Here is a 25,314-nt window from a genome sequence, read left to right on the forward strand (position 1 = left end):
AGTGTTTCTAGCCAGTATGATAGTACGAATATCAACTTGACGATAAGCGCTAAAAGTGAAAGTATAAGGCTAATAACTATACAATAAAAATAGCCGGTTAGATCATTGGAAGATAAACTCTCAGTATCGAGTAAATTGGCGTATCAAAATAAACGTCTAAAAACATTACTCAATAAATACAAACAATCACATCACTTACAAAATGCGCTGATACAATTATCAGAGCAAGCAAGTACTGTTGCCGAGCTAACCCTACTTTATCCCGCTATCCACGACATTTTACAAAAATATGTGCCGAGTAAAAGTTTTTATGTGGTGCTATTAAATCAATACAGTCAATCGTTAGAACTTTCTTACTTTTCAGATGAAAAAGATGGTATTGCCGTCGCCCTTAACCAATCAAATAGCTTTGATGAAGGCGCCACTGGTTATGTATTTAAACAGGGTAAAACCACATGTTTTACCAAGCAGCAAATGCAAAATGCCGCAGCAGAAGGCTTATTTAAAGCATTAGGCACTCCAGCAGAGCATTGGGTAGGTGTTCCGGTTTACCAAGAACATAATATTATCGGTGTTTTAGCAGCGCAAAGTTACGATACAAAACAAGGCTATAGCTCACAACAAATACAATTACTTGAGTTTATGTCGCTTTATTTAGCAACTGCAATAGAGCGTGTAAAAAAACGAGAGCTCCTTGAGTCAGAAGTTAAAATTCGTACCCGTGCACTCACTCAAAGTAACGACGCGTTAAACCTTGAAATAGAACAACGCAAACGCGCACTTCAACGCCAACAAATTCTGTTTAAAATATCTGAAATAGCAACGCAAGCTAAAAACCTTGATGATGCTTACTTTAAGATACATGAAATAATAAAAACAATTACCTACGCAGAGAACTTATATATTGCACTTTACGATAAAGAGTCTGGCTGGATAAGCTTCCCTTATTGTGTAGATGAATTTAAAGAAAACACACAACCAAGACGCTTTGCTAAAGGTTATAGTGAACTGGTAATAAGCACTGAAGAAACGCAACTTATACACCCGTGTAGAGCAAAAGAATTAATAGAAAGCGGTGTAGTACAAAGAGCTAAGCCTGTACAAAAAGAGCAAATGGCCACTAGTTGGTTAGGCGCTCCACTTAAAACAGCTCAAGGTGTTATCGGCCTTATTGTTTGCCAAGCTTACGATAACAAACATATTTTCAGCCGGGATGATTGCGAGTTAATTACCTTTGTATCTCATCAAATTGCAGCGGTTTTACAAACAAAGCTCACCAATCAAGCGATTGCAAAAAGCCATCAAGAACTCGAATTTAGAGTAAACGAAAAAACCAAAGAACTGCGTCAAACAAATCTGCACTTACAAATGCAAATAGATGAGCGTAAAAAAATAGAGCAGCAGCTTTATCACGACGCACATCACGACTCTCTTACTAGCTTACCTAATCGCAGCCTCTTTTTAACTCAGCTTGAAAAAACACTACAACATTATCAGCGCTTTCCTGAACATAATTTTGCTGTTTTATTTATTGATTTAGATAAGTTTAAAGACATTAACGACCAACTTGGTCACCATGCTGGCGATCAGTTTTTAATTAACGTTAGTGAGTTATTTGCCCAGTGTATACGCGAACATGATTTACTAGCACGCTTAGGTGGCGATGAGTTTGTTATTTTATTAACGCACTTAACTGAGCCTCAACAAGCAGAAGATGTTGCTAATCGTATTATCGATTTAATGAAAAAGCCTTTTTTCCTTAAAGGCGAATCACTTCAAAGTGGTGCTAGTATAGGAATAACCTACTCAAAGAAAAGCTATACGCATACGGATGAAATTATTCGTGATGCCGATGCTGCAATGTATCACGCTAAAAACTCCGGAAAAAACCGCTACGAGCTATTTCATCCGCTATTAACGCAATCAATACCTGCGCAGGCACTAAAAGCACAACATCACCTTGATATATTACCTATGAGTTTTAGAAGCTCAGAAATAATTACTCTTGATGAGCAACATCAGTCTGAATCTTTATTTGAAGCATTTGGTGAACACCCAATACTTGGCTTTACTAGCTTTGATATTTTGAAAAAGTTTGCATCAGATAAAGAACAGCACCTCGAGATAGAGTTACAGTTATTACAACGCGCTTATGCACAAGCAATTACCGCAAATGTAACTATGGCGCTGGTTCCTTGCTCTGGTTTACTACTCGAGGAGCACGAATTTGTTTTATTTACAGATACGCTAAATAAACAACAAGGACATAGCCAGCTCTGTTTGCTATTTGATGAGCAAGAAATTCGTCACGCAAGCGCAACACAAATAGAAAACCTCAAAAAGCTATCACAACTTGGTTATTCAATTGGTTTAAACAATTTCGCTAAAGATCGATGCGAACTTAATTTACTAACCGATATTAATTTTGACTATCTGCTACTTAGCTCGACCTTTAGTAAACGTGTTTTACAACAAGAAAGTTACGATTTTCAGCTACAGGGCGTGCTTGCAATTACAAAGCTCAAAGCAATGAAAGTCATTGCTAAAGGCCCATCAATACTTAATTTTAGAGCTTTACTAGACAAGCACGGTTTGGCATTTTTTGTGGGAAAACAACACGCTCTAGTGTGTTCTGAGTTACCTGAAATACAAGCAACCCAGTCTTTATAAAATTAGCCTGAGGTATTACTCAGGCTTTTTAAACATTGCACGAAGGTTAGCGACTCTTGCTTGGCCTTTTTCCATTCGCTCTGCTTGCGTATTTGGCGCCTTTTTATTTTCAAACGCGAGATCGTCCTGCGGTAACTCTTGTACAAATCGGCTTAACTCAGTTTGTGAGGTTTCACCAAATTGACGACGTATTTTTGCATAAGTAAGTGTTAACTCCTGCTGTGCACGAGTAATACCAACATAAGCTAAGCGGCGTTCTTCATCTACGTTATCTTCATCAATACTTACCTGATGCGGAAGTAAACCCTCTTCCATACCCACCATAAATACGTACGGGTACTCTAAGCCCTTTGATGCATGTAGTGTTGATAAGTGCACTGCATCGGTTTCATCTTCTTCTTCGTTACGCTCAAGCATATCGCGAAGGGTTAGCTTGCTAACAACCTCGGCTAATGTCATTGGTTCGTTGTCGGCATCACCGGTCAACATATCGGTGATCCAACGATACAGCTCAGATACGTTTTTCATACGCATTTCAGCGGCTTTAGCACTCGGTGACGACTCGTACAAATATGCCTCGTAATTAATATTACGCACTAAGTCTTTAACAGCTTCGAGCGTATCACCGCGTACTGCGTTATCTGATAGCTCAACAACCCAGCGTGCAAACCCAGCAAGCGCATTAAAACCACGCCCTTTTAGTCTGTAGCCTAAATCGTTATCAAAACAGGTAGCAAATAAGCTCACGTGTTTTTCGTTAGCAAGCGTACCAAGCTTTTCAAGTGTAACCGTGCCTATTTCGCGTCGCGGTGTATTTACGATACGTAAAAATGCATTGTCATCATCTTGATTAACTAGCAAACGTAAATACGCCATAATATCTTTAATTTCTGAACGAGCGAAAAACGACATACCGCCACTAATTTTATAAGGGATACGGTTACTCATTAATGATTTTTCAAAGCCACGTGCTTGATGATTACCACGATATAAAATCGCGTAATCTTTATAGCTGGTTCGCTTCATAAACTTATGTGAAATTATTTCAGCAACCACACGCTCAGACTCATGCTCTTCATCGCGGCACCCTATTACTTTAATCGGCTCACCATAACCTAGTTCACTAAATAACTTTTTCTCTATGTCATGTGGGTTATTCGCAATTAAAATGTTAGCCGCTTTTAGTATTCGCCCTGCACTTCGATAGTTTTGCTCAAGCTTTATAAGTCTAAGCCCTGGGTAGTCTTTACCTAATAACACTAAGTTTTGCGGGCGAGCACCACGCCATGAGTAAATTGATTGATCGTCATCACCTACCACAGTAAAACGGGCACGCTCGCCTACTAGCAATTTAACAAGTTGATATTGGCTTGTATTGGTATCTTGATACTCATCCACCAGCAAGTATTTAAAGCGTTGCTGCCAGCGCTCACGAGATGTGGCGTTATTAGTAAGTAACAAAGTAGGGATCATAATTAAATCATCAAAATCCAGTGCGTTATAAGCACGTAGCTGATTTTGATAGCGAGCATACAGCTGTGCAAACAATGCCTTTTGCGCATCACGCGCTTCGCGTATTGCTTGCTCTGGCAGTACTAATTCATTTTTCCAACTACCAATTTCCATTTTAAGTAGTTTGAGTAAGTCCTTGTCTTTTTTTAGCTCATCTTCGGTGAGCTCACTTAGAAGCTGATTGGTATCTTGATCATCAAATAACGAAAAGCCGGGTTTAAACCCTAATGTGCTTAACTCTTTTTTTATTATTTCTAAACCGAGTGTATGAAACGTTGATACCCATAAACCTTTAGCGTCTTGCTTTCCGAGCGTTTGCAGTACTCGTTCACGCATTTCTTTGGCTGCTTTATTGGTAAAAGTAACAGCGGCTATATTTCGCGCTTTGTACTCACATTTTTTCACTAAATAAGCGATTTTATTCGTAATAACACGGGTTTTACCAGAGCCTGCGCCTGCGAGTACTAAGCATGGACCACTAATATATTTTACGGCTTCATCTTGTTTAGGATTGAGTTTCATAACGACCAAAGAAATTTAAAAGACGCGCAATTTTAACGTAACCATTACTGCGAGCATAGCAATTGCCTTAATTAATTAAGGTAAAGATGATCATGTGTTAAATACCGTGGGTATAAGGTAATATTAGTTATTATTATTTTAGGCCGCATCGAAGGGACAAATATGATCAACCCAGCAAAACTTGAAGAAATTGCTAAGCAAATTACTAGCAATATGCCACAAGGTGTAAAAAACCTAGCAGAGACACTCGAAGGTAAAACAAAGCAAGTTTTACAAAACAAGCTTGCTGAGATGGATTTTGTGAGCCGTGAAGAATTTGATGTGCAAAGCCAAGTACTTATTCGTACTCGCGAAAAGTTAACTGAGCTTGAAGCTAAAGTTGCATTACTTGAGCAACAACTTAGCGCTAAAACTGACGCTGAATAATTATACCAATTGCATTAAATTAGTGTTCTATTATAGCAATAAGAAAATAGCTCAATAACAAGGCTAAAATTATGGTACATAGTTGTTCTATATAAATAATTTTTAACGTAGTTAGTGAGTTATTTAATACGCTAGAATGATCATTTTTTTAATAAAATTGGTATTAATTTAATGTACAAAAAAGGCAGCTTAGGCCTGTCTCTTGATCACAAGTCTGACTCAAGAGATTTTGCTAAATCGTAGCCTTCCAGGATGGCTTGTAACTTAAGCCATCCTTGCCATAACACTTTCACAGATGCACGCCCTGTGCGCTTGGTATCTTTCCAGCCTCCTAACTTTGCCAGTTCCTGATACGCCCATGACATATTTGGAGCAGTTTCAGGCAATGGTGTTTTTATTCTCTTTAACCACAATAACTTCCATGCTTTGGGAGATAACAGTTGTTCACAACTTGGAGAATCAGGCTGCTCATTGGTGAACTTTAGTTGCAATATTCGCGTCGCAATAAAGCCATTAATCGTCACCAATCTTTCCATGTTATCTTGGCTTTGAAGGCGTAAACTTTCGATATCCGTACCATCACTTTTCCAGACTTTATGGTATTCCTCTACAAGCCAACGGTGCTCATAGTAGGTGATGATAGCTAAAGCGTCTTCTTTGCTGGTGACTGGTTCACTGGTTAATAGGTGCCAGCTTAAGCCGTTCTCAGCGTTTCCTCGCTCTGCACAGCCGACATAGTAAACTGGGAGGGAGTGTCCTTTCTTATTGTAAGGCGCTTTGAGTGTCACTGGCGCATAGGTGATATCCAGTGTTGCGCTTCGGGCTTTTCTTCCTCCTTTTTGTGCAATGTGGATGTGTTTGGTGCCTGCACTCATCAGCTCGCTTGCAAACGCATAGAGCTTATCCTCACCTTCTTCAATATGACGACTTTGCATCGAGCGTACGACGAATCGTTGCTGCTCGCTCAGTTTATACTGCAAGTATTCGTAGATGTCCGCTTCGCGGTCACACACCGATATCACGTTCGCCATTTGTCCTTGCAGCCGCTCTGCCATCGCTCGTGACGCTGACTCCCACTTGTAACTTTCTTTTTCTTCGTAAGAAGTCGTCGCGTGTTTTTCTCTTTTTCCAATCGTGTTGATATCACGACTCCAGCGAGACTGTTCAATTAATCCCACAACTTGCTTTGTATCTGGCGCAAACAGTAATACGCTATGAGCTAACAAGCCTCGTTGTTTTGCTCCTCGTCCGACATGACCCAAATCATCTCGAATGGAGGAATGTTTATAAATTAGTGTGGTCGTGTCTTCTAATGCGAGTAATAAGTTATGACTTTTTGCTTGTTCAACCGTGGCTTTAAAGCCTGACTCTGCTATAGCCGTTGCGTCAATATTCTCGTTGCGAATAAAGCGGTAGGCACCTTCCATATCGGCGGGGGATTGAGTGATGTTCACAAGTGGTTTTCCTGGTTCATTTGCAAGCGTTGATGCTAACTTTACCAGACGCGCTGTTCTTCTTGGATCACCTAAGTCCGATTTACCGAATTGTTGTTTTGCCCAATGAGTATGTTCGTTAATCATAATGTGCCCTCAAACAAGATTTGAAGATCTGATCATGACATTGAGATTTAGTTCAAAAAAATCCCCGCTAATTTCTTAGCAGGGATTTGTGTATAAGAGACAGGCTTAGGCTGCCTTTTGCGTTTTACCAAGTTTATTCAAATAGCTCATCTAGCACATAATAAAATAACTTAGCCTGCTGCGCTAAACTCACACTCAGCATTTTTTGCGCAACTTGCTCGCCAGTTATTGGTTTGTAACGCTTTAAAAACGGGAGCCGTGTAATAACAGGAAAAATAATACTGCCTATCTTTTCTGCCACTCTAAATTGCTCACGATCACCTAATAATAAAGATGGTTGTAAAATACTTATTTTATCAAAAGGGAGTGCTTTAATATGTTGCTCAAGCTCACCCTTCATTTTCAAATAAGCACTATTACTGTGCGTGTTCGCCTCGCTTGATGACACTAAGCAGTAATGCGTAACACCATTACATGCCGCTAACTGCGCCGCTATAAACTGATAATCAAAATCTACTTTACGCTGAGCTTGTGTAGAGCCCGCCTGTTTACGGGTTGTGCCCAAACACGAAAACAATACGTCACCTTTAAAAAGCTCAACGTATTGAGTTAATTTTTCAAAATCAATAACGTGATTAACTAGCTTTGCGTGTGTAATAGGCAAAGCCCGACGACTTAACGTAACCACTTTGGTATAACGATCGCTCTTAAGTAGCTTATGTAGCAACTCATTACCGACCAAACCTGTAGCACCTATTAATATCGCCGTTTTAGTCATAAATTTATTTATTTTCGCCCACTTTATTAAGTACGTGCTGCACTGCTTTTTTGTAGCTTTGCGTTTCTTCACTTGCGCACGTTACTACAGATTCTAAATCATGAAGATGGCCGTTTTCTAAACCATAAACCCAACCATGAACGCTTAGCTCTTGGCCGCGCTCCCACGCATCTTGCACAATGTTAGTACGGCATACATTACGCACTTGCTCAATTACATTTAGCTCAATAAGGCGGCTTAAACGTTCGCTTTCTGGCATTGCATCAAGTTGTTCAAGATGCTTTTCTTTTACATCCCCTACATGGCGTAGCCAATTATCAATAAAGCCAAATTTTGCATTGTTTAAAACGGCTTGTACGCCACCACAGCCATAATGACCTACTACCATGATATGTTTTACTTTTAAAACCTCTACAGCGTACTGCATAACCGACAAACAGTTATGGTCAGTGTGTACAACCACGTTTGCAACGTTACGATGCACAAATAATTCGCCTGGTAATAAATCAACTATTTGATTAGCAGGTACACGAGAGTCTGAACAACCAATCCATAAATACTCTGGATTTTGTTGCATAGATAAAATTTTAAAAAACTCAGGATCAGCTTCGCTTGTACGTGCAGCCCAACGTTTATTGTTATCGAATAAATTTTTTAACTTTCTCATTGCATCTCTTATTAAGTCGAGGACGGAAATTTAATGGATATTAGCAAGAATCAAAATATTACGAGGCGTTAACTGCTTTTCACAAAACGTTTTAACGCTTACTTGATAGCCTTGCTGTTGCAAATATAAAGCACGATCGAGCACAAGCCAAACTTCAATTGCTCTTCTGAACACATGTCGAACCAGTTCAACTCGGTCAGTTATTTTTTTTCGAGCAACACCAATATCTAAATATTTATTATAATCAGTATCTTGAGGTAGGTTTATTGCCTTTTTATCTGCAGCCCATGCACAAAATGATTTAAACGAATCTGAGAATATAGCTTTGTTAACTGAAGGTACGCTTACATAATATTGCTCGCCAGTAATCGATTTTCTAAGTGCGTCAAAACCAAGTCGCCATTCTAGTTCTGTTTTACGTACTTTTTCCAGACGAGAAGGCGCTGTAACGGTTTCTTGTAATGCGAGCTTTAAATCGCGATGCGTTAGGTTAAGCTCACTTTGGTTTGCAACCTCACTCATTACACGGTACTCATTAGCCGTAAATAAATGATAGCAACAAGGTGAAAAGCTAATTTGCTGTACTTTCGCTAAACTTGCTTGGCGCATAAATGCTTGGTGCAAACCACCACATGCGTGTAGCGCTACGGCATGCATATCAGCATTAAAAAATTGAGTGATATCCTCTTTTAATACATCTGCTTGGCTAAAGTGCATTGCCAAGCCTTGTTGCTGTGCACTTTTTTGTCCTTGCTCGCATAAGCTTTGTTGCAGTTCAATACTATGCACATCACTTGCGCCATTAAAAGCAAGCATTCGCCCTAAGTGTCCTTTACCCGCACACCACTCTAAAACTGGTTGCTTAGTATTAGGTAGTGCAGATACAAAGTCTTGTAACTGATCAAACTTACGACCTTTAATGCCGTTACTTATCCAAAACGGATAATCAGATCGAGAGTGTGCAGAGCTAGGTAACTCACATAGCTTAGCAAGTTCATCAAGTTGGTTTATGTGTTGGCTAAAAAATTGGTATAGCTGATTTTGATCGTTATCAAGAACGGTTACCTGATCATCAGTTAGTTCGTTAAGTATGCCTTGCAGCCCTGGCCAAGGAATAGTGTCAAAATCAAATGCGGTGCACTGCCAATACTGACGATGGCGCGTTAAAAGTGAATCAAGTGCAAAAAATTGCTCGGCTAAAGTCATAACAGCTTAAAAAATAAAAAGACAATTAATTATATCAGCTCAGTGAGCTCTCATTAAGCAGTTATTTTTGGCTAAAAATAAGCCGTAAATACAAAGGTATGGAAATAATACTCACCAGAATCGCTGCTATGAGCATCCATGATAATTGCATCTTTTCAGGCTCTTGGTATTTATAAATAAAGTGAGATTTCACTTCGTCAAATTCGTTTTGCTGTATGCCATATAAGTCAGCTATTAAGCGCCACTTTGCTATCGACATATGCCCCAAACTGGTAGTGGGTGGGGTTATATAACTTTTTAGTACTTCAGCCTCAAAGGCGAGCTGATGAAAGCTCTTACTCGGTGCGTATATTTGCTGGGTGACCGCAATGGCTTCATCCATGTTCATCATTGCATAGCGCCAACCTTTTAGGCTCGCTTGGTAGAATTTTTCGACCGTTTGCGGATTTTGCTTAAGCATGTTTTCGCTAGTAAATAAAATGTCGCTATATACATCCATACCATAACGCTGTGGGCAAACAAGCCGATGAGCTACGCCTTGTTGAGTCATATAATAAGGCTCTGTAGTAACATAAACTTGCATAGCATCTAGCTTGTTTTCAATCCAAGCCTGGTTAAAATTTTCGCCATTGTAAACTTTGAGTTTATCTACATCAACGCCACTGCGTTTAAGCATAATAAGTAGCTCGGTGCCGTCATTTTTGCTCACCGCAGTGATACGTTTATTAACAAAGTCACGAGGGTGAAAAATATCAGACGTGTCTTTTACCATCCAGCAATAAGGTGAAAACTGCAATAAGGCTGCCATTGCAACAAAAGGCTGACCATTAATACGTTGCTGTAAAATACCAGAATGCCCTACACCAAATTGTGCTTCACCACTGGCCACAGGACCAAAGGTATCAGGTTTCATTGGATTAGCTTGTTTAATAGTTACATCAAGGCCCGCTTCATTATAAAAGCCTTTTTGCTTAGCCATATAGTAGCCAGCAAACTGAAACTGATGTGTCCATTTTAGCTGTAATGTGACTGATTCTTGTGCCGCGATATGGCTGCAAAAAAAGCACAATCCAATGATTAATCCTTTAAATAGCAAATAGGTGTCCTCAAAAAGTATGACGATTACCTGTAACTATATGTAAAACGTGTAATAAAGCAAGCACCCTAGTTAGGTGCCTGCCTTTAAAGATAGGTTATACTGAGGCGAGTTTTTCGGCTTTTTCTGCTTGCGGTTTTGATGTTAAAAATTGGGTAAAACACGGATTTTGTGTTTCATCTTGTACACTGTAACCTAAGCGATTCAAATGCTCGTTAAACATCTCATACTGACTCGGCTCAATAGCAAAACCTGCCAGTACATTCCCCATCGAACCACCGTGATTACGATAATGAAATAAGGTAATGTTCCAATTGCTGCCTAAAGTATCTAAAAAGCGTGCAAGCGCACCCGGATACTCAGGAAATTCAAAACGCAATAAACGTTCATGTAATTGCTCTGGTGCTTTTCCGCCAACCATATAACGCACATGTAATTTAGCGAGTTCGTTATCCGACAGATCGCAAAATTGATAATCGTTATTTGTTAAGTCTTGCTTTAACTCATTAAGCTCTTGCTCGCCTTGGCGAAGTGCAATGCCTACAAATATTTGTGCTTCACCAGGTCCTGCATAACGGTAGTTAAACTCAGTAATAGCACGGCCACCTAAAGAAGCACAAAACTGTTTAAAGCTGCCTTTTTCTTCTTTAATAGTAACCGCTAATAACGCTTCGTTTTTTTCACCCAGCGCAGTGCGCTCTGCAACATAACGCAGGCGATCAAAGTTTAAATTAGCACCCGAAAGCACAGCCGCTAAATGTAGTCCTTTTAACCCCGACTGCTGACTCCACTTTTTAAGCCCAGCCGTTGCAAGTGCACCTGATGGCTCTGCAATTGCACGCGTAGATACAAAAATATCCTGCATGGCTGCACATATTTCATCGCTAGTAACGGTTACAACTTCATCGCAAAACTTTTGCGCTAAACGAAATGTTTCAGTGCCAATAATTTTAACCGCTACGCCATCGGCAAAACTACCAACGCGATCAAGCTCTACTGGCTTACCGGCTTCAAGTGCTGCTTGTAAACACGCACTTTCGTCGGCTTCTACGCCAATTACTTTTATATCTGGACGCAACGATTTAATGTAAACCGCCATACCAGCAAGTAAACCGCCGCCGCCAACAGGAATAAACACAGCATCAAGCTCGTTTAATTGCTGCATTAACTCGCGTGCTACAGTGCCTTGACCAACAATGACATCCGGATCGTCAAATGGCGGGACAAATATACCGTTACGCTGCTCTGTAAGCTCAAGCGCATATGCTTTTGCTGCATCAAAATGATGGCCATGTAATACAACTTCACCGCCAAGTGCGCGCACTGCGCTGACTTTTATTTCAGGCGTTGTTACTGGCATTACAATAGTTGCTTGATGCCCAAGGTGAGATGCACTCAATGCAACCCCTTGAGCATGATTACCCGCAGAAGCAGTAATAACCACTGAGCCTTTAGGTAATTTATTTAATTTGTTATACGCACCGCGTAACTTAAATGAATACACGGGCTGTTGGTCTTCACGCTTTAACCAAACATGGTTACCTAGCTTTTTACTGAGTTCAGCCATTTCGCTAACCTCAGTAACTTTAGCCAAAGGCTCCATGTTTGCTTGAATAATAGCGCGAAAATAATCGAGCTCTTGAGAGACCATAATTAACTAAGCGCCTCCAATTTAGCTAAGTCGCGCACTGCGCCTTTATCGGCACTTGTTGCAAGTAATGCATAAGCCTTTAAAGCAGACGATACATAACGCTCACGATCAACTGGCTTGTACGCCATTTTTCCGCGTGCTAATTGCTTTTGTTTACGTGCCTCAAGTTCTTCATCGCTTAGCGCTAATGTGATTTCACGTGTTGCGATATCAATAATGATTTTGTCGCCATTTTCAACATAAGCGATTGCACCACCACTCGCCGCCTCTGGCGATACATGGCCAATTGATAAACCCGAAGTACCACCCGAAAAGCGACCATCTGTAATAAGAGCACACTTTTCAGCTAAGCCTTTCGATTTTAAGTAGCTTGTTGGGTATAGCATTTCTTGCATACCTGGGCCGCCTCTAGGGCCTTCATAACGAATAACCACTACATCGCCGGCTTTTACTTCGTTATTTAAAATCCCTTCAACTGAATCATCTTGTGATTCGTATACAATGGCGGTGCCTTCAAAATGTAGCATTTCGTCAACTACGCCAGCACTTTTTACAACACAACCATCAACCGCTAAATTACCCGAAAGCACAGCTAAACCACCGTCTTGGCGAAAAGCGTGTTCAACGCTTCGAATACACCCATTCACACGGTCATTATCGCCTTCATCCCAGCGACACTCTTGGCTCATTGCTTTAGTAGTACGAATGCCCGCAGGACCCGCACGGTAAAATTTGCGCGCTACCTCGTTAGTTGGGTCGGTTGCATCCCATTTTTTAACAAGCTCAGCCATTGTTGACCCAGCGACATGATTCACTGACATGTCAACTAAGCCCGCTTTACCAAGCTCACGTACAACTGCCATCATGCCACCAGCACGGTGTACATCTTCAATATGGTACTCTGGTGTTGCTGGTGCAACTTTACATAAAAACGGTGTTTTACGAGAAAGCGCATCAATATGCGACATATCAAAATCAACGCCGGCTTCTTGCGCTGCTGCGAGTAAATGTAATACGGTATTTGACGAGCCGCCCATTGCAATATCAACAACCATTGCATTCATAAAGGCTGTTTTATTGGCAATTGCGCGTGGCAATACATCTTGATTATCTTTTTGATAATACTCACGACATAAATCAACAATACGAGCCCCAGCTTCAACATACAGTTGTTTACGGTCTTTATGAGTGGCAAGCGTGGTACCGTTACCCGGAAGTGCTAAGCCTATTGCCTCTAACAAACAGTTCATTGAGTTTGCAGTAAACATGCCTGAACACGAACCACATGTAGGACACGCAGAGCGCTCTACTTGCTCTGAATCTGCATCACTTACCGATTCATCTGCGCCTTTAACCATGGCATCAACTAAATCAAGTTTAATGTCGATGTTAGCAAGTTTAGTTTTACCCGCCTCCATTGGACCGCCCGATACAAATATCACCGGGATATTTAAACGTAGCGCTGCAAGCATCATCCCTGGAGTGATTTTGTCGCAGTTTGAAATACAGATCATCGCATCGGCGCAGTGACCATTTACCATGTATTCAACCGAGTCAGCAATTAAATCGCGTGAAGGCAGCGAATAAAGCATACCGCCGTGTCCCATCGCAATGCCATCATCAATAGCAATGGTATTAAATTCTTTTGGAACGCCACCGGCTTGGGTTATTGTCTCACCCATAAGCTCACTAAGCTGATTAAGGTGTACATGCCCTGGTACAAATTGTGTAAACGAGTTAACTACGGCAATAATCGGTTTACCAAAATCAGAGTCTGTCATACCTGTTGCGCGCCATAATGCTCTTGCGCCTGCACGTTTACGTCCTTCAGTTGTTGTTGCACTTCTTAATTTAGCCATAGTTACCTCAGTTTTTGCCGCAATATAAGCGGGCATTCCTCATTCTAAAATTGGTGAATAACCTAGTGACTCAGTTACTCGTAAATTATTTTGTAATTCGTAATTACACAGCCTGTTGGTGCTGTAAATTTTGTAAAGTGACTTCTTTTACATCCACCAGCTTGTTTAGCTGGCTGGTTAATAGGTGAATAGGTTTATCACTATCTACCGTCATGGCTACGTTGTATAAGCCATCATCCATATTGAGCTGAAAATGCGTTAGGTTAAAACCACGATGACGCACCACTCGTAAAAAGCGCTCTACCGCTATACTTTGGCTTTTTAATGCAATAGTTAGGCTGTGTTTCATTTTGCTTTCTCCGTCATCATTTCGTCGTTAGCAGCCCCAGGTGGTACAAGTGGCCAAACATTTTCTTTATCATCAATACAGGCATGTACTATGTACGGGCCTTTGCTGTTAACTAATGCTGTAATAGCATCATCAACTTGGTTAGCGTGGGTAATTGTTTGCCCTGGGATACCAAATACAGCAGCTAGTTGCACAAAGTCTGGGTTGTCCGAAAGGTTAGTTTCAGAGTAACGTCCTTCAAAAAATAGCTCTTGCCATTGGCGAACCATACCCAAGCGCTGGTTATCTAAAATTAATATTTTTACAGGTAAATTATTACGGCGAATCGTGGCCAATTCTTGAATATTCATCATGATTGAGCCATCGCCCGATACAGTGATAACAAAGTCATCAGGGCGTGCTACTTGTGCGCCAATAGCAGCCGGTAAACCAAAGCCCATCGTGCCTGCGCCACCACTGCTTAAATGATTACTCGGGTGAGTAAACTTCATGTGTTGTGCTACCCACATTTGATGCTGACCTACATCGCAACACACAACGCCAGTTTTTGGCATGCGTTGGCTCAGTTGGTTTAATAAGTACGGTGCGTAAACCTTCTCACCTGGGTAGTCGTAACGCCACGCGTGCTTGATATTCATTTCTTTATTTGTGTCACACCACACTTTAGGTGTTACAAAGCACTCAAGTGCAGGTAACGACGTTTTTAAATCAGCAATTAATGAAGCTTTAGCAGGTTTTCGCTTACCGACTTCAGCGGCATCAATATCTAAATGAATTACTTTAGCTTTAGCTGCAAATTTAGCTAAGTTACCCGTTACGCGGTCATCAAAGCGCGCACCTATACACACAAGTACATCACATTCTTGCACGGCAATATTAGCGGCTTGACCACCATGCATACCTAGCATGCCTAAGTAATGCTCGTAGTCAGGTAACACACTGCCTAATGCTTTTAGTGTTGATACAGCAGGCATCTGGGTTTTATTTAAAAACTGCATTAACTCGTCTTGCGCATCAGCGGCTTGTACACCACCGCCTACGTACGCTACAGGCTGTTTAGCCTCACTCAACAATTGATTAGCAATAGCAACTTGCTTTAAATCTAACTCAGGTAAGTATTCATCAGCTGCAAGCCAAGGCTTAAAAGGTACTTGCGCCATTTGAATATCTTTTGGGATATCGACAAGTACAGGACCTGGTCGGCCGCTTTGCGCTAAATGAATAGCTTCTTGTAATATCTCTGCTAAGTCTTCCGCTCGTTCTACCATGTAGCTGTGCTTAGTACACGAAAGCGACATACCTAGTACATCTATTTCTTGAAACGCATCTGAACCAATAGCTGCAGTAGGCACTTGGCCGGTAATCGCCAATAATGGTACTGAGTCCATCATCGCATCAGCAAGGGCAGTTATTAAGTTAGTTGCACCTGGGCCCGATGTAGCAAAACACACACCTAATTTACGCGTGCTGCGAGCATAACCAACAGCTGCAAACCCTGCACCTTGCTCATGACGAGTAAGGTAGTGTTTGACTGGCGCGCCATACAGCGCATCGTAAATTGGCATAATAGCTCCGCCTGGGTAGCCAAATACTTCATTTACGCCGTGTTTGGCCAATAAGTCGATTGTTAGTTCTGCGCCTGTCATTAATAAACCCTCATTCCTCAGTGACAACCCAATTACATTTTTACGCTAAAAACTTTGCCCTTAAAACTAAAAAGCCCTCCGAACGGTTAAGTGCGGAGGGCTTTTTTAATGCTTAAGTTTTTAAAGCACTACGAAGCCCTCGCGGGAATAATCACCACGATAATAATCAGGACTAGGTTAAGTGCGTTTGTAAGCATGTAATTAATACCAAATTTTGTTCAATTATCGCGAAGGTTATTCCTTCGCTCTCTTTTTATATTAGTACCGCGCTAGGCCCTTTAAGTCAACACCAAAGTTAATCTAACAAAAAGACTAAAAGGCAATTTATCAGGTTTTAAAATTCATTATACAAGCTGGTAGTGGTTTTTTTATGCTCTAATTTTATTCTCAGAAATTCACTATTCTTATATCCCTTATTTAAGGTTTGATTAATTTTTAAGAATATTTTTATAAATAAAATTATTTATCACCTTCAGGTAATGCGTAGGTTCCCTTAAGCGACTCTTAAGTGTTGTTGCATAGCATGGCGTTGTTATTTTAAACGAGCCTAAATATGAACGTAATTAGTCAAACACCAGCACAAAAAAAGCCAAATCGTAGTAAACGGTTTTACATTCACTGTAGTGCAAATGCCTTTGTAGTGATGATTGCCTGTTATTACTGTTTAGTTATAAACATTCCTTTTATTCAAGGTTCGTTTAGCGCCATAACCTCTCTTGCATCTTTTTCATGGCTATTTTTACTTTCAGTGCCACTGCTTTTGTTATGCCTTTTAATTATTTTCTTTTCGATAGTGTCGGTTAGATGGTTATTAAAACCAGTTAACTATCTTTTACTGATAATTTCTAGCGCCGTGCTTTACGGCTCATTAAATTACGGTGTCGTGTTTGACTATTCAATGATTCAAAACACGTTCGAAACGGATTCAAGCGAAGCGCTGAGCTATTTAAACCCGCAGCTCATAGCCTTTTTACTGTTGTTTTGTGCGCTACCTGTTTTTATATTAAGCAAAGTAAAAATACACTTTACTCGCCCTCATCAAGAAGCGATTAGCCGCATAAAACTTATTATTGCCTGCTTAACGCTAATTGCTTTAGTGGTCGCTAACTTTTACGCCGATTACGCAGCCACTGGTCGCAACAACCGCATTTTGAAAAAAGAAATTATTCCGTTTCAATATCTCTCTAGCGGTTATAAATACATGCGCGATCAGCTGCTGTATACCAATATGGAATTTAAAAATATAGATGCAACACCCACTCTTATTGCGCCTAACACCACCAGCGTAACCGTTATGGTTGTTGGCGAAACCGCACGAGCAGAAAACTTTGCTTATCAAGGTTATAAGCGTAACACCAATCCTTATACACAAAAGTATAATGTGACGTATTTTAATAATGTGGCGTCTTGTGGCACCGCTACTGCAGTGTCTGTGCCGTGTATGTTTTCACTGCAAACACAAGATAACTTTGATCGATTAGCAGCTGACAACCAACAAAACCTGATTGATTTAGCACAACAAGCTGGCAGCGACGTACTGTGGGTTGATAACAACAGCGGCTGTAAAAACGTATGCACCCGTGTTGTTAACATTGATATCCCAACCACCCCATCAGCGCTTTGCGATGGAAAATATTGCTTTGATGAAGTGCTTATTGCTCCACTTAAGCGCAAACTCGCTAATTTAAACCAAGCTAATACCGTTATCGTCCTCCACATGATGGGCTCACACGGGCCAACTTACTTTAAACGCTACCCAGATAAGTTTAAGCAATTTACGCCTACGTGCGATAGAAGCGACATTCAAAACTGCTCACTCGATGAATTAGTTAATACCTACGACAACACAATTGCGTACAGCGACTTTGTTAACGCCCAGGTAATTGAGCAATTAAAAGCACTGCCAAACAACATAGATAAACAGTTTTTATATGTCTCTGACCATGGTGAATCACTTGGCGAAGGCGGTGCTTACTTGCATGGTTTTCCGTATAGCTTTGCACCTAGTACACAAACGCATGTACCCCTGTATATGTGGGCTGATGAGCATAATCAGCGCATTACCAATACCTGTTTAGCTAATTTAGACACCACTGCTGCACGCTCACACAACAATATTTTTCACACCCTTTTAAATTTAATTGGCATTAAAAGCAAAACGTATCAGGCATCGCTCGATTTACTTGCTAGCTGCCAAACAACACCAAGCGAAATAAAAATATGAGTAATAAAACCGTTATAAAACGCCAAGGCTTAATGCGCCTTATTTTTACCTTAAGCCATTCTTTTAACGGCTTAAAATGGATGAGTCGATTTGAAGCGGCGTTTCAACAAGAGCTAGCACTGTTTTCGTTACTCGGTGTGTTTGTGTGGCTACAAGAAATTGCACTAAGGGATAAATTACTGCTTATAGCTAGCCTGCTTTTTATATTGTTTGCTGAGCTGGTAAATACGGCAGTTGAGGTTGTAGTTGATAGAATTGGCAGTGAATACCATGAGCTTTCGGGGCTAGCTAAAGATATAGCCTCTGCAAGCGTGTTTATAGCTATGCTAATTGCCGCTCTTATTTGGTGGGCTGTATTATGGGCATAAAGCTAACTTTTATACCTAAAATACAAAATGCACTTGGCCCTGTATGGATTTTTGTTGTATTTACTGTTTTGGCACTTAGCTTTTTAACACTTGCTCGCTTTGGATTAAGTGTATGGCAAGGGGAGCGTGTATTTGGATCGCATGCGTGGTTATCTATATTTATAGGTGGGTTAAGAGTAGATATAGCCACTCTAAGCTACATTATTATGCCCGCATTACTACTTACTTTACTGATGCAAAGCGTAGGTTGGCAAAATAAAGTACGCGGCCTCATTAAAATTTATTTAGTGACGATGTCTGCTTTACTTGTTTTTTTTGAAGTGATTACGCCTACGTTTATAAGCGAGTACGATTTACGCCCAAACCGCTTATTTATAGAATATTTAATTTACCCTAAAGAAGTCTCAAAAATGATTTTTTCAGGCTATAAGTTAGAAGTATTTATTGTTGTTATAGCACTTGTTTTGAGCTGTAAATTTGCAAGTAAAGTATTTAGCAATCAATGGCAAAGCAAGTCATCACTAACAGGCTTAAACCAATCAATTTTAGCGCTCGTTTTAGTATGCTTAACTTTTTTGGGCGCGCGTAACTCATTAGGGCACAGACCACTTAACCCCGCCATGGTCTCGTTTTCTACCGATCACTTACTTAACGACTTAACCCTTAACTCACTTTATAGCGTCGCGTTTGCAGTTAAGCAACTTTCTAATGAGCAATCAAGCCAAGACTATTACGGTAAAATGCCCACCGATGAATTACTTAGTATTGTGCGTAGTAACATGCAAAATACGCAAGGCACATTTAGTGATGTAACCGCCCCTACAAAAACGTTTCATGGCGCAAGTAATACAGGTAAACCCAAAAATTTAGTCATTATTTTACAAGAAAGTTTAGGTGCTCGTTATGTAGGCACGCTTGGCGGTTTACCGCTTACACCTAATATTGACGCCCTTTATAAACAAGGCTGGGGGTTTCATAATTTATACGCCACGGGTACACGTTCAGTACGTGGAATTGAGGCAGTAATTACAGGGTTTACACCAACGCCTTCGCGTGCAGTTGTTAAGCTTGATAAATCACAACGTGACTTTTTTACCATTGCTGATTTTTTAGCGAAGCAAAATTACAACACACAGTTTATTTATGGTGGCGAAAGCCATTTTGATAACATGCGCAGCTTCTTTTTAGGCAATGGTTTTAAAAGTATCGTAGATACAAATAACTTTAAAAAAATAGACTTTAATGGCTCGTGGGGCGCATCAGACGAAGACTTGTACGACCAAGCCGACATAGAACTTACTAAGCTTAAAAATCAAAACAAACCCTTTTTTAGCCTTATATTCTCAAGCTCTAATCATAGTCCGTATGACTTTCCGGACGATAAAATAACGCTGTACGACAAACAAAAACAAACCCGTAATAATGCAGCAAAGTATGCAGATTACGCGCTGGGCACGTTTATCGAAAAAGCCAAGAAATCGAGCTACTGGGATGATACCGTGTTTATAGTTATTGCCGATCACGACTCGCGCGTATCGGGTTCGAATTTAGTACCGGTTGATCACTTTAAAATTCCGGCCGTTATTTTTGGTAAAGGTATTACCCATAAACGAGATAGCCAACTAGCCAGTCAGCTCGATATTCCTGTTACTCTACTGTCTTTGATTGGCGCAAGTGGTAAGCACCCTATGATAGGCCATGATTTATCAAAGCCAATTAGCGACAACAAACAACGCGCAATGATGCAATACGACAAAAACTTTGCCTACATGCACGATAATAAAGTGGTGGTGTTACAACCACAAAAACCAGCAACCACCTATACGTATAGCAATAACCAGCTTGTGCCATGTGAAAACGATGAGCAATTAGTAAAAAAAGCCCTAGCCCATGCGAACTTGGGTAATTTAGCCTACACAAATGGTTGGTACCATTAGTTCTTATTCTTGCAGTGACTTGATAATAAAGCCTTGTTAAAGTAACAAGGCTATTTTTATAAACCGAGTAAACATGAAAATCCTCGTTATTGAAGACTCTGAAGCACTAAGACGCAGCTTGCAAGTTGGCCTTAGCAACCTTGGTTTTACCGTAGATGAAACAGGTGATGGCTCAGAAGGGTTGAGTATGGCACTTAGTGGAAACTACGACCTCCTCGTACTTGATTTAATGCTACCGAGCGTTGATGGCATGAGTATTTTACAAGCACTGCGCAGCAGTAATAGCCAAAGCCGTGTGCTAATTTTATCTGCACGAAGTGAGCCTCAAGATAAAATTAGCGGCCTTATGAAAGGCGCTGACGATTATTTAACTAAGCCATTTTCGTTTGAAGAACTCCATGCTCGTGTCCTTGCATTACTTCGTCGTGGTTCACTGCAAAACCAACAAAATACCCTTACCGTAGGTGATTGCGTATTAGATCTGTCACTTAAAACTCTTCATTACAAGCAACATGACATTGAACTCACGCGTAATGAATACAAAATAATAGAATGCTTATTTAACGCCCCAGAGCGAGTATTAGGACTCGAGCTTATAAGTGAGGCCGTGGTAGGTCAGTTTGATATGCTCTCTAAAAATGCGCTTGAAGCACACATCTCAACCATACGTAAAAAAGTAAGGCAGTTTGATGGCGAGCTACCGATAAAAAACAAACGTGGATTTGGTTATGTCGCAACAACAAAATAAAAGTCACTCAATAAGACGTAAACTCGTTAATAATATTAGCGCCGTGATCTCGGTTATTTTATTCACCATATTTTTAACCGTTGATTTAAGTGTTGATACTTGGGTGGAAGATCAGTTCAATCAGTCTTTAACTAATAAAGCTAACTACTTAAAAACCTTAGTTGAAGATGACAACAATGTGGTTGAATTTGATTTTGCTGGCGAGTTTATGTCAGAGTATGAAGCAGCCGATGCCACGGAGTTTTACCAGTTATGGCATGGCCGTGATGTTTTTGAGCGCTCGGACTCATTAGCGCTTTATGAAAATGCTAACCTGCCTTTTTTAGAAATGCCGATAAACGAATCTAAAATTATAGATTACGAGCTTCCTAACGGGCGTGATGGCCGCGCACTTATAAGTCACTTTGTAGCCCAAAAAGATGATAGAAACCCCACTCACTCTGCTGTTTTTAATACCATGACTCTTGCGATTGCAGCGCCGACAGCCGAACTTAATAAAGTACTGATTATTATTGATGTGGTCTTTATTTTAACCTGTGTACTTGGTGTGTTTGGTGTGCGCTATTTAGTGACACGTATTGTAAATAAAGGTCTGCACCCGCTACACAACTTAAACGACCAAATTAAGTTACTCGATATTACCGGTGTTGCGCAAACAATAGAAAGCGACTTTAAAGTAGAAGAAATAGAACCTATACGTAACGAGCTAAATAAGTTTATTACCGTTAATCAGCAACTCTATAGTAATGAAAAACGCCTAACAAGCGACATTGCACACGAGCTTAAAACCCCAATAGCTGAACTAATAAGCCTCTCAGAAGTGGCTATTCGCTACCCTGACGATAGACGCATTAGCGACACCTATACCAGTGATGTGCTTAATATTTCACAGCGTATGAAAACGATTGTTAGCAACCTATTACTGTTGCAGCGCTCAAGTAGCAGTGCAATGCAATTAAATGCACAAAATATCATTCTAAATAACCTAGTAAATCAAATTGTTGATGAGGTGACCTTTAAGCACCCAACTATTAAAGCGCGTTTAAATAACGAAATAAGTGACGAGATTACACTTAATGCTGACGAATTTAGTTTAAATACCATTTTATGTAACTTAATCGATAACGCACTATTTTATGGACTCCCTGAGGCACCAATTAAATTAACTGCCGTAAATAACAGCACAAACATGACCATCTCTGTTAGTAACAAAGTAAATAAACCACTAAGTAGTGAACAGCTCACTGCTATTTTTGACCCGCTCTATCAGCTAGATTCATCTAGAACTAATAACCAGCGCCATGGTTTAGGATTATCAATTGTACAGAGCTTATGTAACTTAAATGGCTTTACTATCACTGCCAGTAATACCGAAAACAATACGCTAACGTTTATATTAGCGTTACCTCTGAAGTAAATTTAGGTTAGTATTTACACTACTAACCTTCGAGATTTTAAGGACAAACAATGAATGCTCTTACCCGTATTAGCCACTTTTTTATTGTGGCATTACTTATAACATTTAGCCTTAACAGCTATGCAGCTCCCGCCTTATATAAAATAGAAAAAAATGGCGTCAGCTCATACCTATTTGGCACTGTACACGTTGGTGATGCCAGCATGAAAGGCTTACCTAAAAATGTAACCGATGCAATTAGTGCAAGCAAAGAAGTGATTGTTGAAGTTGATATAAGCAAACTTACACCACTTGAAATGCAACAGCGTTCAATGCCATTTATGATGCTAAGTGACGGTAAAACACTGCAAACTGAGCTTTCAAAGCAAAATTATACCAAGCTAAAAGATTACTTTGCTAAAAAGTCGATTGATATTGCTATGTTTAATGGCTTAAAGCCTTGGGCTGTTATGGTGACTATGATGCAAATTGAATTTCAAAATGCAGGATATTCAGATAAAACCGGCATAGATAAGCAAGTACTTGCTTACGCTAAAGAACATAAAATAAAAATTGGTGAGCTTGAAACTCTAGAGCAACAACTGCAAATGTTTGATGGCATGGCGCTATTAAGCAATGAAATGATTGAAGAAACATTTGAACAACTCAGCGATATTAATACTTACTTTATCAAATTAGTTAATGCCTGGAAAAACGGGGATATGGATACACTAACCGATTACTACAACATGAGTTTTGATGACAGTAATTACGGTGAAATTAGCGAGCAAGTAATGCTAACTAACCGCAATAATAATTGGGTTAAACAACTCACACCGCGTTTAGCAAACGAGCAACTATTTATTGCCGTAGGCGCTCTGCATTTACCTGAAAAACACGGGTTACTTAAACAGCTACGAGATAAAGGCTTTAGCGTTACTCGTCTTTAAAATAAAAATGGGTTGAGTGAATTTTCGCTCAACCTTTCTCTGAGCTTTTAATTAAAGTCTTCCATTTTTAAGTAATTCTCTATTCCTTTAATTTTGTCTGCCGCATGATGATTTACATAAATCACAGTACTTGTATTAGCAGCACAAATTTTCTCTATTAGTAGCAGTACACGTTGCCTGTTTGCTTCATCTAATCCTAAGCAAGGTTCATCTAAAATAAGTAACGTTGGATGCTTTACCATAGCTCGTACAATTAAAAGCATACGTTGATCGCCGTACGAAAGCTGGGTGAATGAGGTGTTTTGCTTGTCACTTAAACCAATAAATGCCAGCCACTGCTTAGCAATATTAACTTGTGCGTCGCTCGGCTTTTGATATAAACCTATGCTGTCATAAAAACCAGATATAACAGTATTTAAAGCCGATATACTTACGCGATAATCCATATGTAGCCCGTTAGATATAAAACCAATATGCTGTTTTATATCCCAAATACTCTCCCCGGTTCCGCGTTTAAAACCGAACACTTCAATGTCATTGTTATAACACTGTGGGTTATCACCTGTTATTAAATTTAATAGGCATGTTTTACCTGAACCGTTCGCTCCAGTAAGCTGCCAATGCTGATGCTTTTTTATGGTCCAATTGAGATTTTTGAATATGCTTACGTCACTATAACTAACTTTAGCATTACTCAATTTAACTAAGGTATTACCAGTGAATGTCTTTTGCTCTTGTTCGGTATCAGGAGATGGCACATCCAATGAAGTATGCTCTAAATGAAGTAGTTTTAGTAAGTCACTTAATTGCTCACTACTTGGCTTTGCTAAAGTATGTAACAAGCAACCTTGGTTTACATAGCCATAGTGAGTAATGAATGAAGGGATTTCGTCTAGGCGGTTTAGTACAAAAACAAAAGTAATCGTGTGGCTAAGCTCTATGAGTATTTTATTAAGTTGCTGGCAAGATTGTACGTCGAGTCCATCAAATGGCTCGTCAAGCACGACTAACTCACTATGGGAGCTGAGTGCTTTTATAAGTAGGAGTTTACGAGTTTCACCCGTTGAAAGTTCTCTAAAATGCCTATTTAGTAATGAGCTAAATTTAAATAATTCTATTAGCTGCGCTAATAACTCACCATTATTACTATGCTCTGCAAATATAAGGTCTTTAACGAGGCTATGCTTTTCATGCTCTAATTCTTGGGCCAGTAACTGTTTATGCGAATCTGAAGACACGAGCATAAGTTTATTAATACTACTTATACGCTTACCACTTTCGCACTTAGCTTCACCAACTAACGCAGCTGTCAGTGCAGATTTACCGGCTCCATTAGCACCTAGAAGCAGCCAATGTTCTCCTAGATTCACTTGCCAATCTAGGTTGCATATGTCGTAACGACTTTTGCCTTGTCCTTGTAAGTAACCATTAAATTGCTCAAGCGTAATTGACTGCACTAACTTTTCCTAATAAACCTTAAAACAGCAAGTTAACGCATATTAAAAGTGCTTAGCAAGCTTGTTATCTGAAAAATTAATTTATTTCACTAGGGCGTATTGATCTTTGTGGATTGAAATTTGTTCAATCTAGGGGCGATTAAATCGCGGCGCGAGGTTTGTAACCTAGTGGGCTAAGTCAAAACCGAGTAAAGCTTCCGCGTCCTGCTCACGCCCCTTACCTACATCCATGTAGGCAACAAAGAGTTAATCGTCCCTAGAAAGAACCCAAT

Annotated in this window: 19 protein-coding genes; 8 read left to right on the forward strand and 11 right to left on the reverse strand. The window is 40.1% G+C overall.

Features of this window, described 5'->3' with window-relative positions; genetic code table 11:
* Positions 1-105 precede the first annotated feature (105 nt).
* A complete protein-coding gene (locus tag I6E72_RS18025; protein WP_007582095.1) occupies positions 106-2,670 on the forward strand; it encodes a sensor domain-containing diguanylate cyclase in 2,565 nt (854 codons plus the stop codon).
* A 15-nt stretch (positions 2,671-2,685) separates the two neighbouring features.
* Here the strand turns inward: I6E72_RS18025 and rep are convergent, their stop codons facing one another.
* Complete coding sequence (gene rep, locus I6E72_RS18030; RefSeq protein ID WP_010553826.1) at positions 2,686-4,704, reverse strand: DNA helicase Rep; 2,019 nt, start codon at positions 4,702-4,704, stop codon at positions 2,686-2,688.
* Between the two features lie 162 nt (positions 4,705-4,866).
* On the opposite strand from rep, the gene ubiK reads away from it, so the two are divergent.
* On the forward strand, positions 4,867-5,130 hold the full coding sequence (ubiK, locus tag I6E72_RS18035; RefSeq protein ID WP_121954625.1) for a ubiquinone biosynthesis accessory factor UbiK: 264 nt from the start codon (positions 4,867-4,869) through the stop codon (positions 5,128-5,130).
* Positions 5,131-5,336: 206 nt separating this feature from the next.
* Here ubiK and I6E72_RS18040 read toward each other — a convergent pair whose 3' ends face one another.
* From I6E72_RS18040 to ilvG, 9 genes are all read right to left on the reverse strand, one after another.
* Positions 5,337-6,710 (reverse strand): IS4 family transposase, encoded by a 1,374-nt coding sequence (locus I6E72_RS18040; RefSeq protein WP_096058041.1) that lies wholly within the window; start codon positions 6,708-6,710, stop codon positions 5,337-5,339.
* Positions 6,711-6,843: 133 nt separating this feature from the next.
* On the reverse strand, positions 6,844-7,488 hold the full coding sequence (locus I6E72_RS18045) for an NAD(P)H-binding protein (protein WP_197113543.1): 645 nt from the start codon (positions 7,486-7,488) through the stop codon (positions 6,844-6,846).
* 4 nt (positions 7,489-7,492) lie between these two features.
* Entirely contained in the window at positions 7,493-8,155 is a 663-nt protein-coding gene (can, locus tag I6E72_RS18050; protein WP_007582103.1) for a carbonate dehydratase, read from the reverse strand.
* Positions 8,156-8,185: 30 nt separating this feature from the next.
* A complete protein-coding gene (locus tag I6E72_RS18055; RefSeq protein ID WP_197113545.1) occupies positions 8,186-9,361 on the reverse strand; it encodes a methyltransferase in 1,176 nt (391 codons plus the stop codon).
* A gap of 61 nt (positions 9,362-9,422) precedes the next feature.
* Positions 9,423-10,457: an ABC transporter substrate-binding protein gene (locus I6E72_RS18060; protein ID WP_197113547.1), complete on the reverse strand. Its 1,035-nt coding sequence runs from the start codon at positions 10,455-10,457 to the stop codon at positions 9,423-9,425.
* Positions 10,458-10,554: 97 nt separating this feature from the next.
* Positions 10,555-12,108, reverse strand: coding sequence for a threonine ammonia-lyase, biosynthetic (ilvA, locus tag I6E72_RS18065; RefSeq protein ID WP_007582109.1), 1,554 nt, complete (start codon positions 12,106-12,108; stop codon positions 10,555-10,557).
* Between the two features lie 2 nt (positions 12,109-12,110).
* On the reverse strand, positions 12,111-13,967 hold the full coding sequence (ilvD, locus tag I6E72_RS18070; RefSeq protein WP_010553830.1) for a dihydroxy-acid dehydratase: 1,857 nt from the start codon (positions 13,965-13,967) through the stop codon (positions 12,111-12,113).
* A gap of 103 nt (positions 13,968-14,070) precedes the next feature.
* Positions 14,071-14,316, reverse strand: a complete 246-nt coding sequence (gene ilvM / locus I6E72_RS18075) for an acetolactate synthase 2 small subunit (RefSeq protein ID WP_010553831.1) — start codon at positions 14,314-14,316, stop codon at positions 14,071-14,073.
* The gene (gene ilvG, locus I6E72_RS18080; protein WP_197113549.1) at positions 14,313-15,962 is read right to left on the reverse strand and encodes an acetolactate synthase 2 catalytic subunit; all 1,650 of its coding nucleotides are present in this window, start codon (positions 15,960-15,962) and stop codon (positions 14,313-14,315) included. Before ilvG ends, ilvM begins: the two co-directional genes overlap by 4 nt.
* 553 nt (positions 15,963-16,515) lie before the next feature.
* Between ilvG and I6E72_RS18085 the strand changes: the two genes are divergently transcribed.
* The 6 genes from I6E72_RS18085 (at position 16,516) to I6E72_RS18110 (ending at position 23,585) form a co-directional block, all read left to right on the forward strand.
* The gene (locus tag I6E72_RS18085; RefSeq protein WP_197113553.1) at positions 16,516-18,186 is read left to right on the forward strand and encodes a phosphoethanolamine transferase; all 1,671 of its coding nucleotides are present in this window, start codon (positions 16,516-16,518) and stop codon (positions 18,184-18,186) included.
* Positions 18,183-18,554, forward strand: coding sequence for a diacylglycerol kinase (locus I6E72_RS18090; RefSeq protein ID WP_169061055.1), 372 nt, complete (start codon positions 18,183-18,185; stop codon positions 18,552-18,554). The genes I6E72_RS18085 and I6E72_RS18090 overlap by 4 nt, the downstream gene beginning before the upstream one ends.
* Positions 18,545-20,491 carry an LTA synthase family protein gene (locus I6E72_RS18095; RefSeq protein WP_197113556.1) on the forward strand — a complete coding sequence of 649 codons (1,947 nt, stop codon included), beginning with the start codon at positions 18,545-18,547 and terminating at the stop codon, positions 20,489-20,491. Before I6E72_RS18090 ends, I6E72_RS18095 begins: the two co-directional genes overlap by 10 nt.
* Positions 20,492-20,564: 73 nt before the next feature.
* The gene (locus I6E72_RS18100) at positions 20,565-21,239 is read left to right on the forward strand and encodes a response regulator transcription factor (RefSeq protein ID WP_197113559.1); all 675 of its coding nucleotides are present in this window, start codon (positions 20,565-20,567) and stop codon (positions 21,237-21,239) included.
* Complete coding sequence (locus I6E72_RS18105) at positions 21,220-22,656, forward strand: sensor histidine kinase (protein WP_197113562.1); 1,437 nt, start codon at positions 21,220-21,222, stop codon at positions 22,654-22,656. The genes I6E72_RS18100 and I6E72_RS18105 overlap by 20 nt, the downstream gene beginning before the upstream one ends.
* A 50-nt stretch (positions 22,657-22,706) precedes the next feature.
* On the forward strand, positions 22,707-23,585 hold the full coding sequence (locus I6E72_RS18110) for a TraB/GumN family protein (protein WP_197113565.1): 879 nt from the start codon (positions 22,707-22,709) through the stop codon (positions 23,583-23,585).
* Positions 23,586-23,632: 47 nt separating this feature from the next.
* On the opposite strand, the gene I6E72_RS18115 is transcribed toward I6E72_RS18110, so the two are convergent.
* On the reverse strand, positions 23,633-25,042 hold the full coding sequence (locus I6E72_RS18115; RefSeq protein ID WP_197113575.1) for an ATP-binding cassette domain-containing protein: 1,410 nt from the start codon (positions 25,040-25,042) through the stop codon (positions 23,633-23,635).
* Between the last annotated feature and the right edge of the window lie 272 nt (positions 25,043-25,314).

This window comes from Pseudoalteromonas sp. NSLLW24, assembly GCF_015864725.1.
Lineage (GTDB): Bacteria > Pseudomonadota > Gammaproteobacteria > Enterobacterales > Alteromonadaceae > Pseudoalteromonas > Pseudoalteromonas arctica.

Coding starts and splice junctions, on each gene's coding strand:
- ubiK (WP_121954625.1), top strand. CDS start 4,867: ATGATCAACCCAGCAAAACTTGAAGAAATTGCTAAGCAAATTACTAGC.
- I6E72_RS18040 (WP_096058041.1), bottom strand. CDS start 6,710: ATGATTAACGAACATACTCATTGGGCAAAACAACAATTCGGTAAATCG.
- I6E72_RS18055 (WP_197113545.1), bottom strand. CDS start 9,361: ATGACTTTAGCCGAGCAATTTTTTGCACTTGATTCACTTTTAACGCGC.
- I6E72_RS18045 (WP_197113543.1), bottom strand. CDS start 7,488: ATGACTAAAACGGCGATATTAATAGGTGCTACAGGTTTGGTCGGTAAT.
- rep (WP_010553826.1), bottom strand. CDS start 4,704: ATGAAACTCAATCCTAAACAAGATGAAGCCGTAAAATATATTAGTGGT.
- I6E72_RS18105 (WP_197113562.1), top strand. CDS start 21,220: ATGTCGCAACAACAAAATAAAAGTCACTCAATAAGACGTAAACTCGTT.
- ilvA (WP_007582109.1), bottom strand. CDS start 12,108: ATGGTCTCTCAAGAGCTCGATTATTTTCGCGCTATTATTCAAGCAAAC.
- I6E72_RS18095 (WP_197113556.1), top strand. CDS start 18,545: ATGGGCATAAAGCTAACTTTTATACCTAAAATACAAAATGCACTTGGC.
- I6E72_RS18100 (WP_197113559.1), top strand. CDS start 20,565: ATGAAAATCCTCGTTATTGAAGACTCTGAAGCACTAAGACGCAGCTTG.
- ilvG (WP_197113549.1), bottom strand. CDS start 15,962: ATGACAGGCGCAGAACTAACAATCGACTTATTGGCCAAACACGGCGTA.
- ilvD (WP_010553830.1), bottom strand. CDS start 13,967: ATGGCTAAATTAAGAAGTGCAACAACAACTGAAGGACGTAAACGTGCA.
- ilvM (WP_010553831.1), bottom strand. CDS start 14,316: ATGAAACACAGCCTAACTATTGCATTAAAAAGCCAAAGTATAGCGGTA.
- can (WP_007582103.1), bottom strand. CDS start 8,155: ATGAGAAAGTTAAAAAATTTATTCGATAACAATAAACGTTGGGCTGCA.
- I6E72_RS18110 (WP_197113565.1), top strand. CDS start 22,707: ATGAATGCTCTTACCCGTATTAGCCACTTTTTTATTGTGGCATTACTT.
- I6E72_RS18090 (WP_169061055.1), top strand. CDS start 18,183: ATGAGTAATAAAACCGTTATAAAACGCCAAGGCTTAATGCGCCTTATT.
- I6E72_RS18085 (WP_197113553.1), top strand. CDS start 16,516: ATGAACGTAATTAGTCAAACACCAGCACAAAAAAAGCCAAATCGTAGT.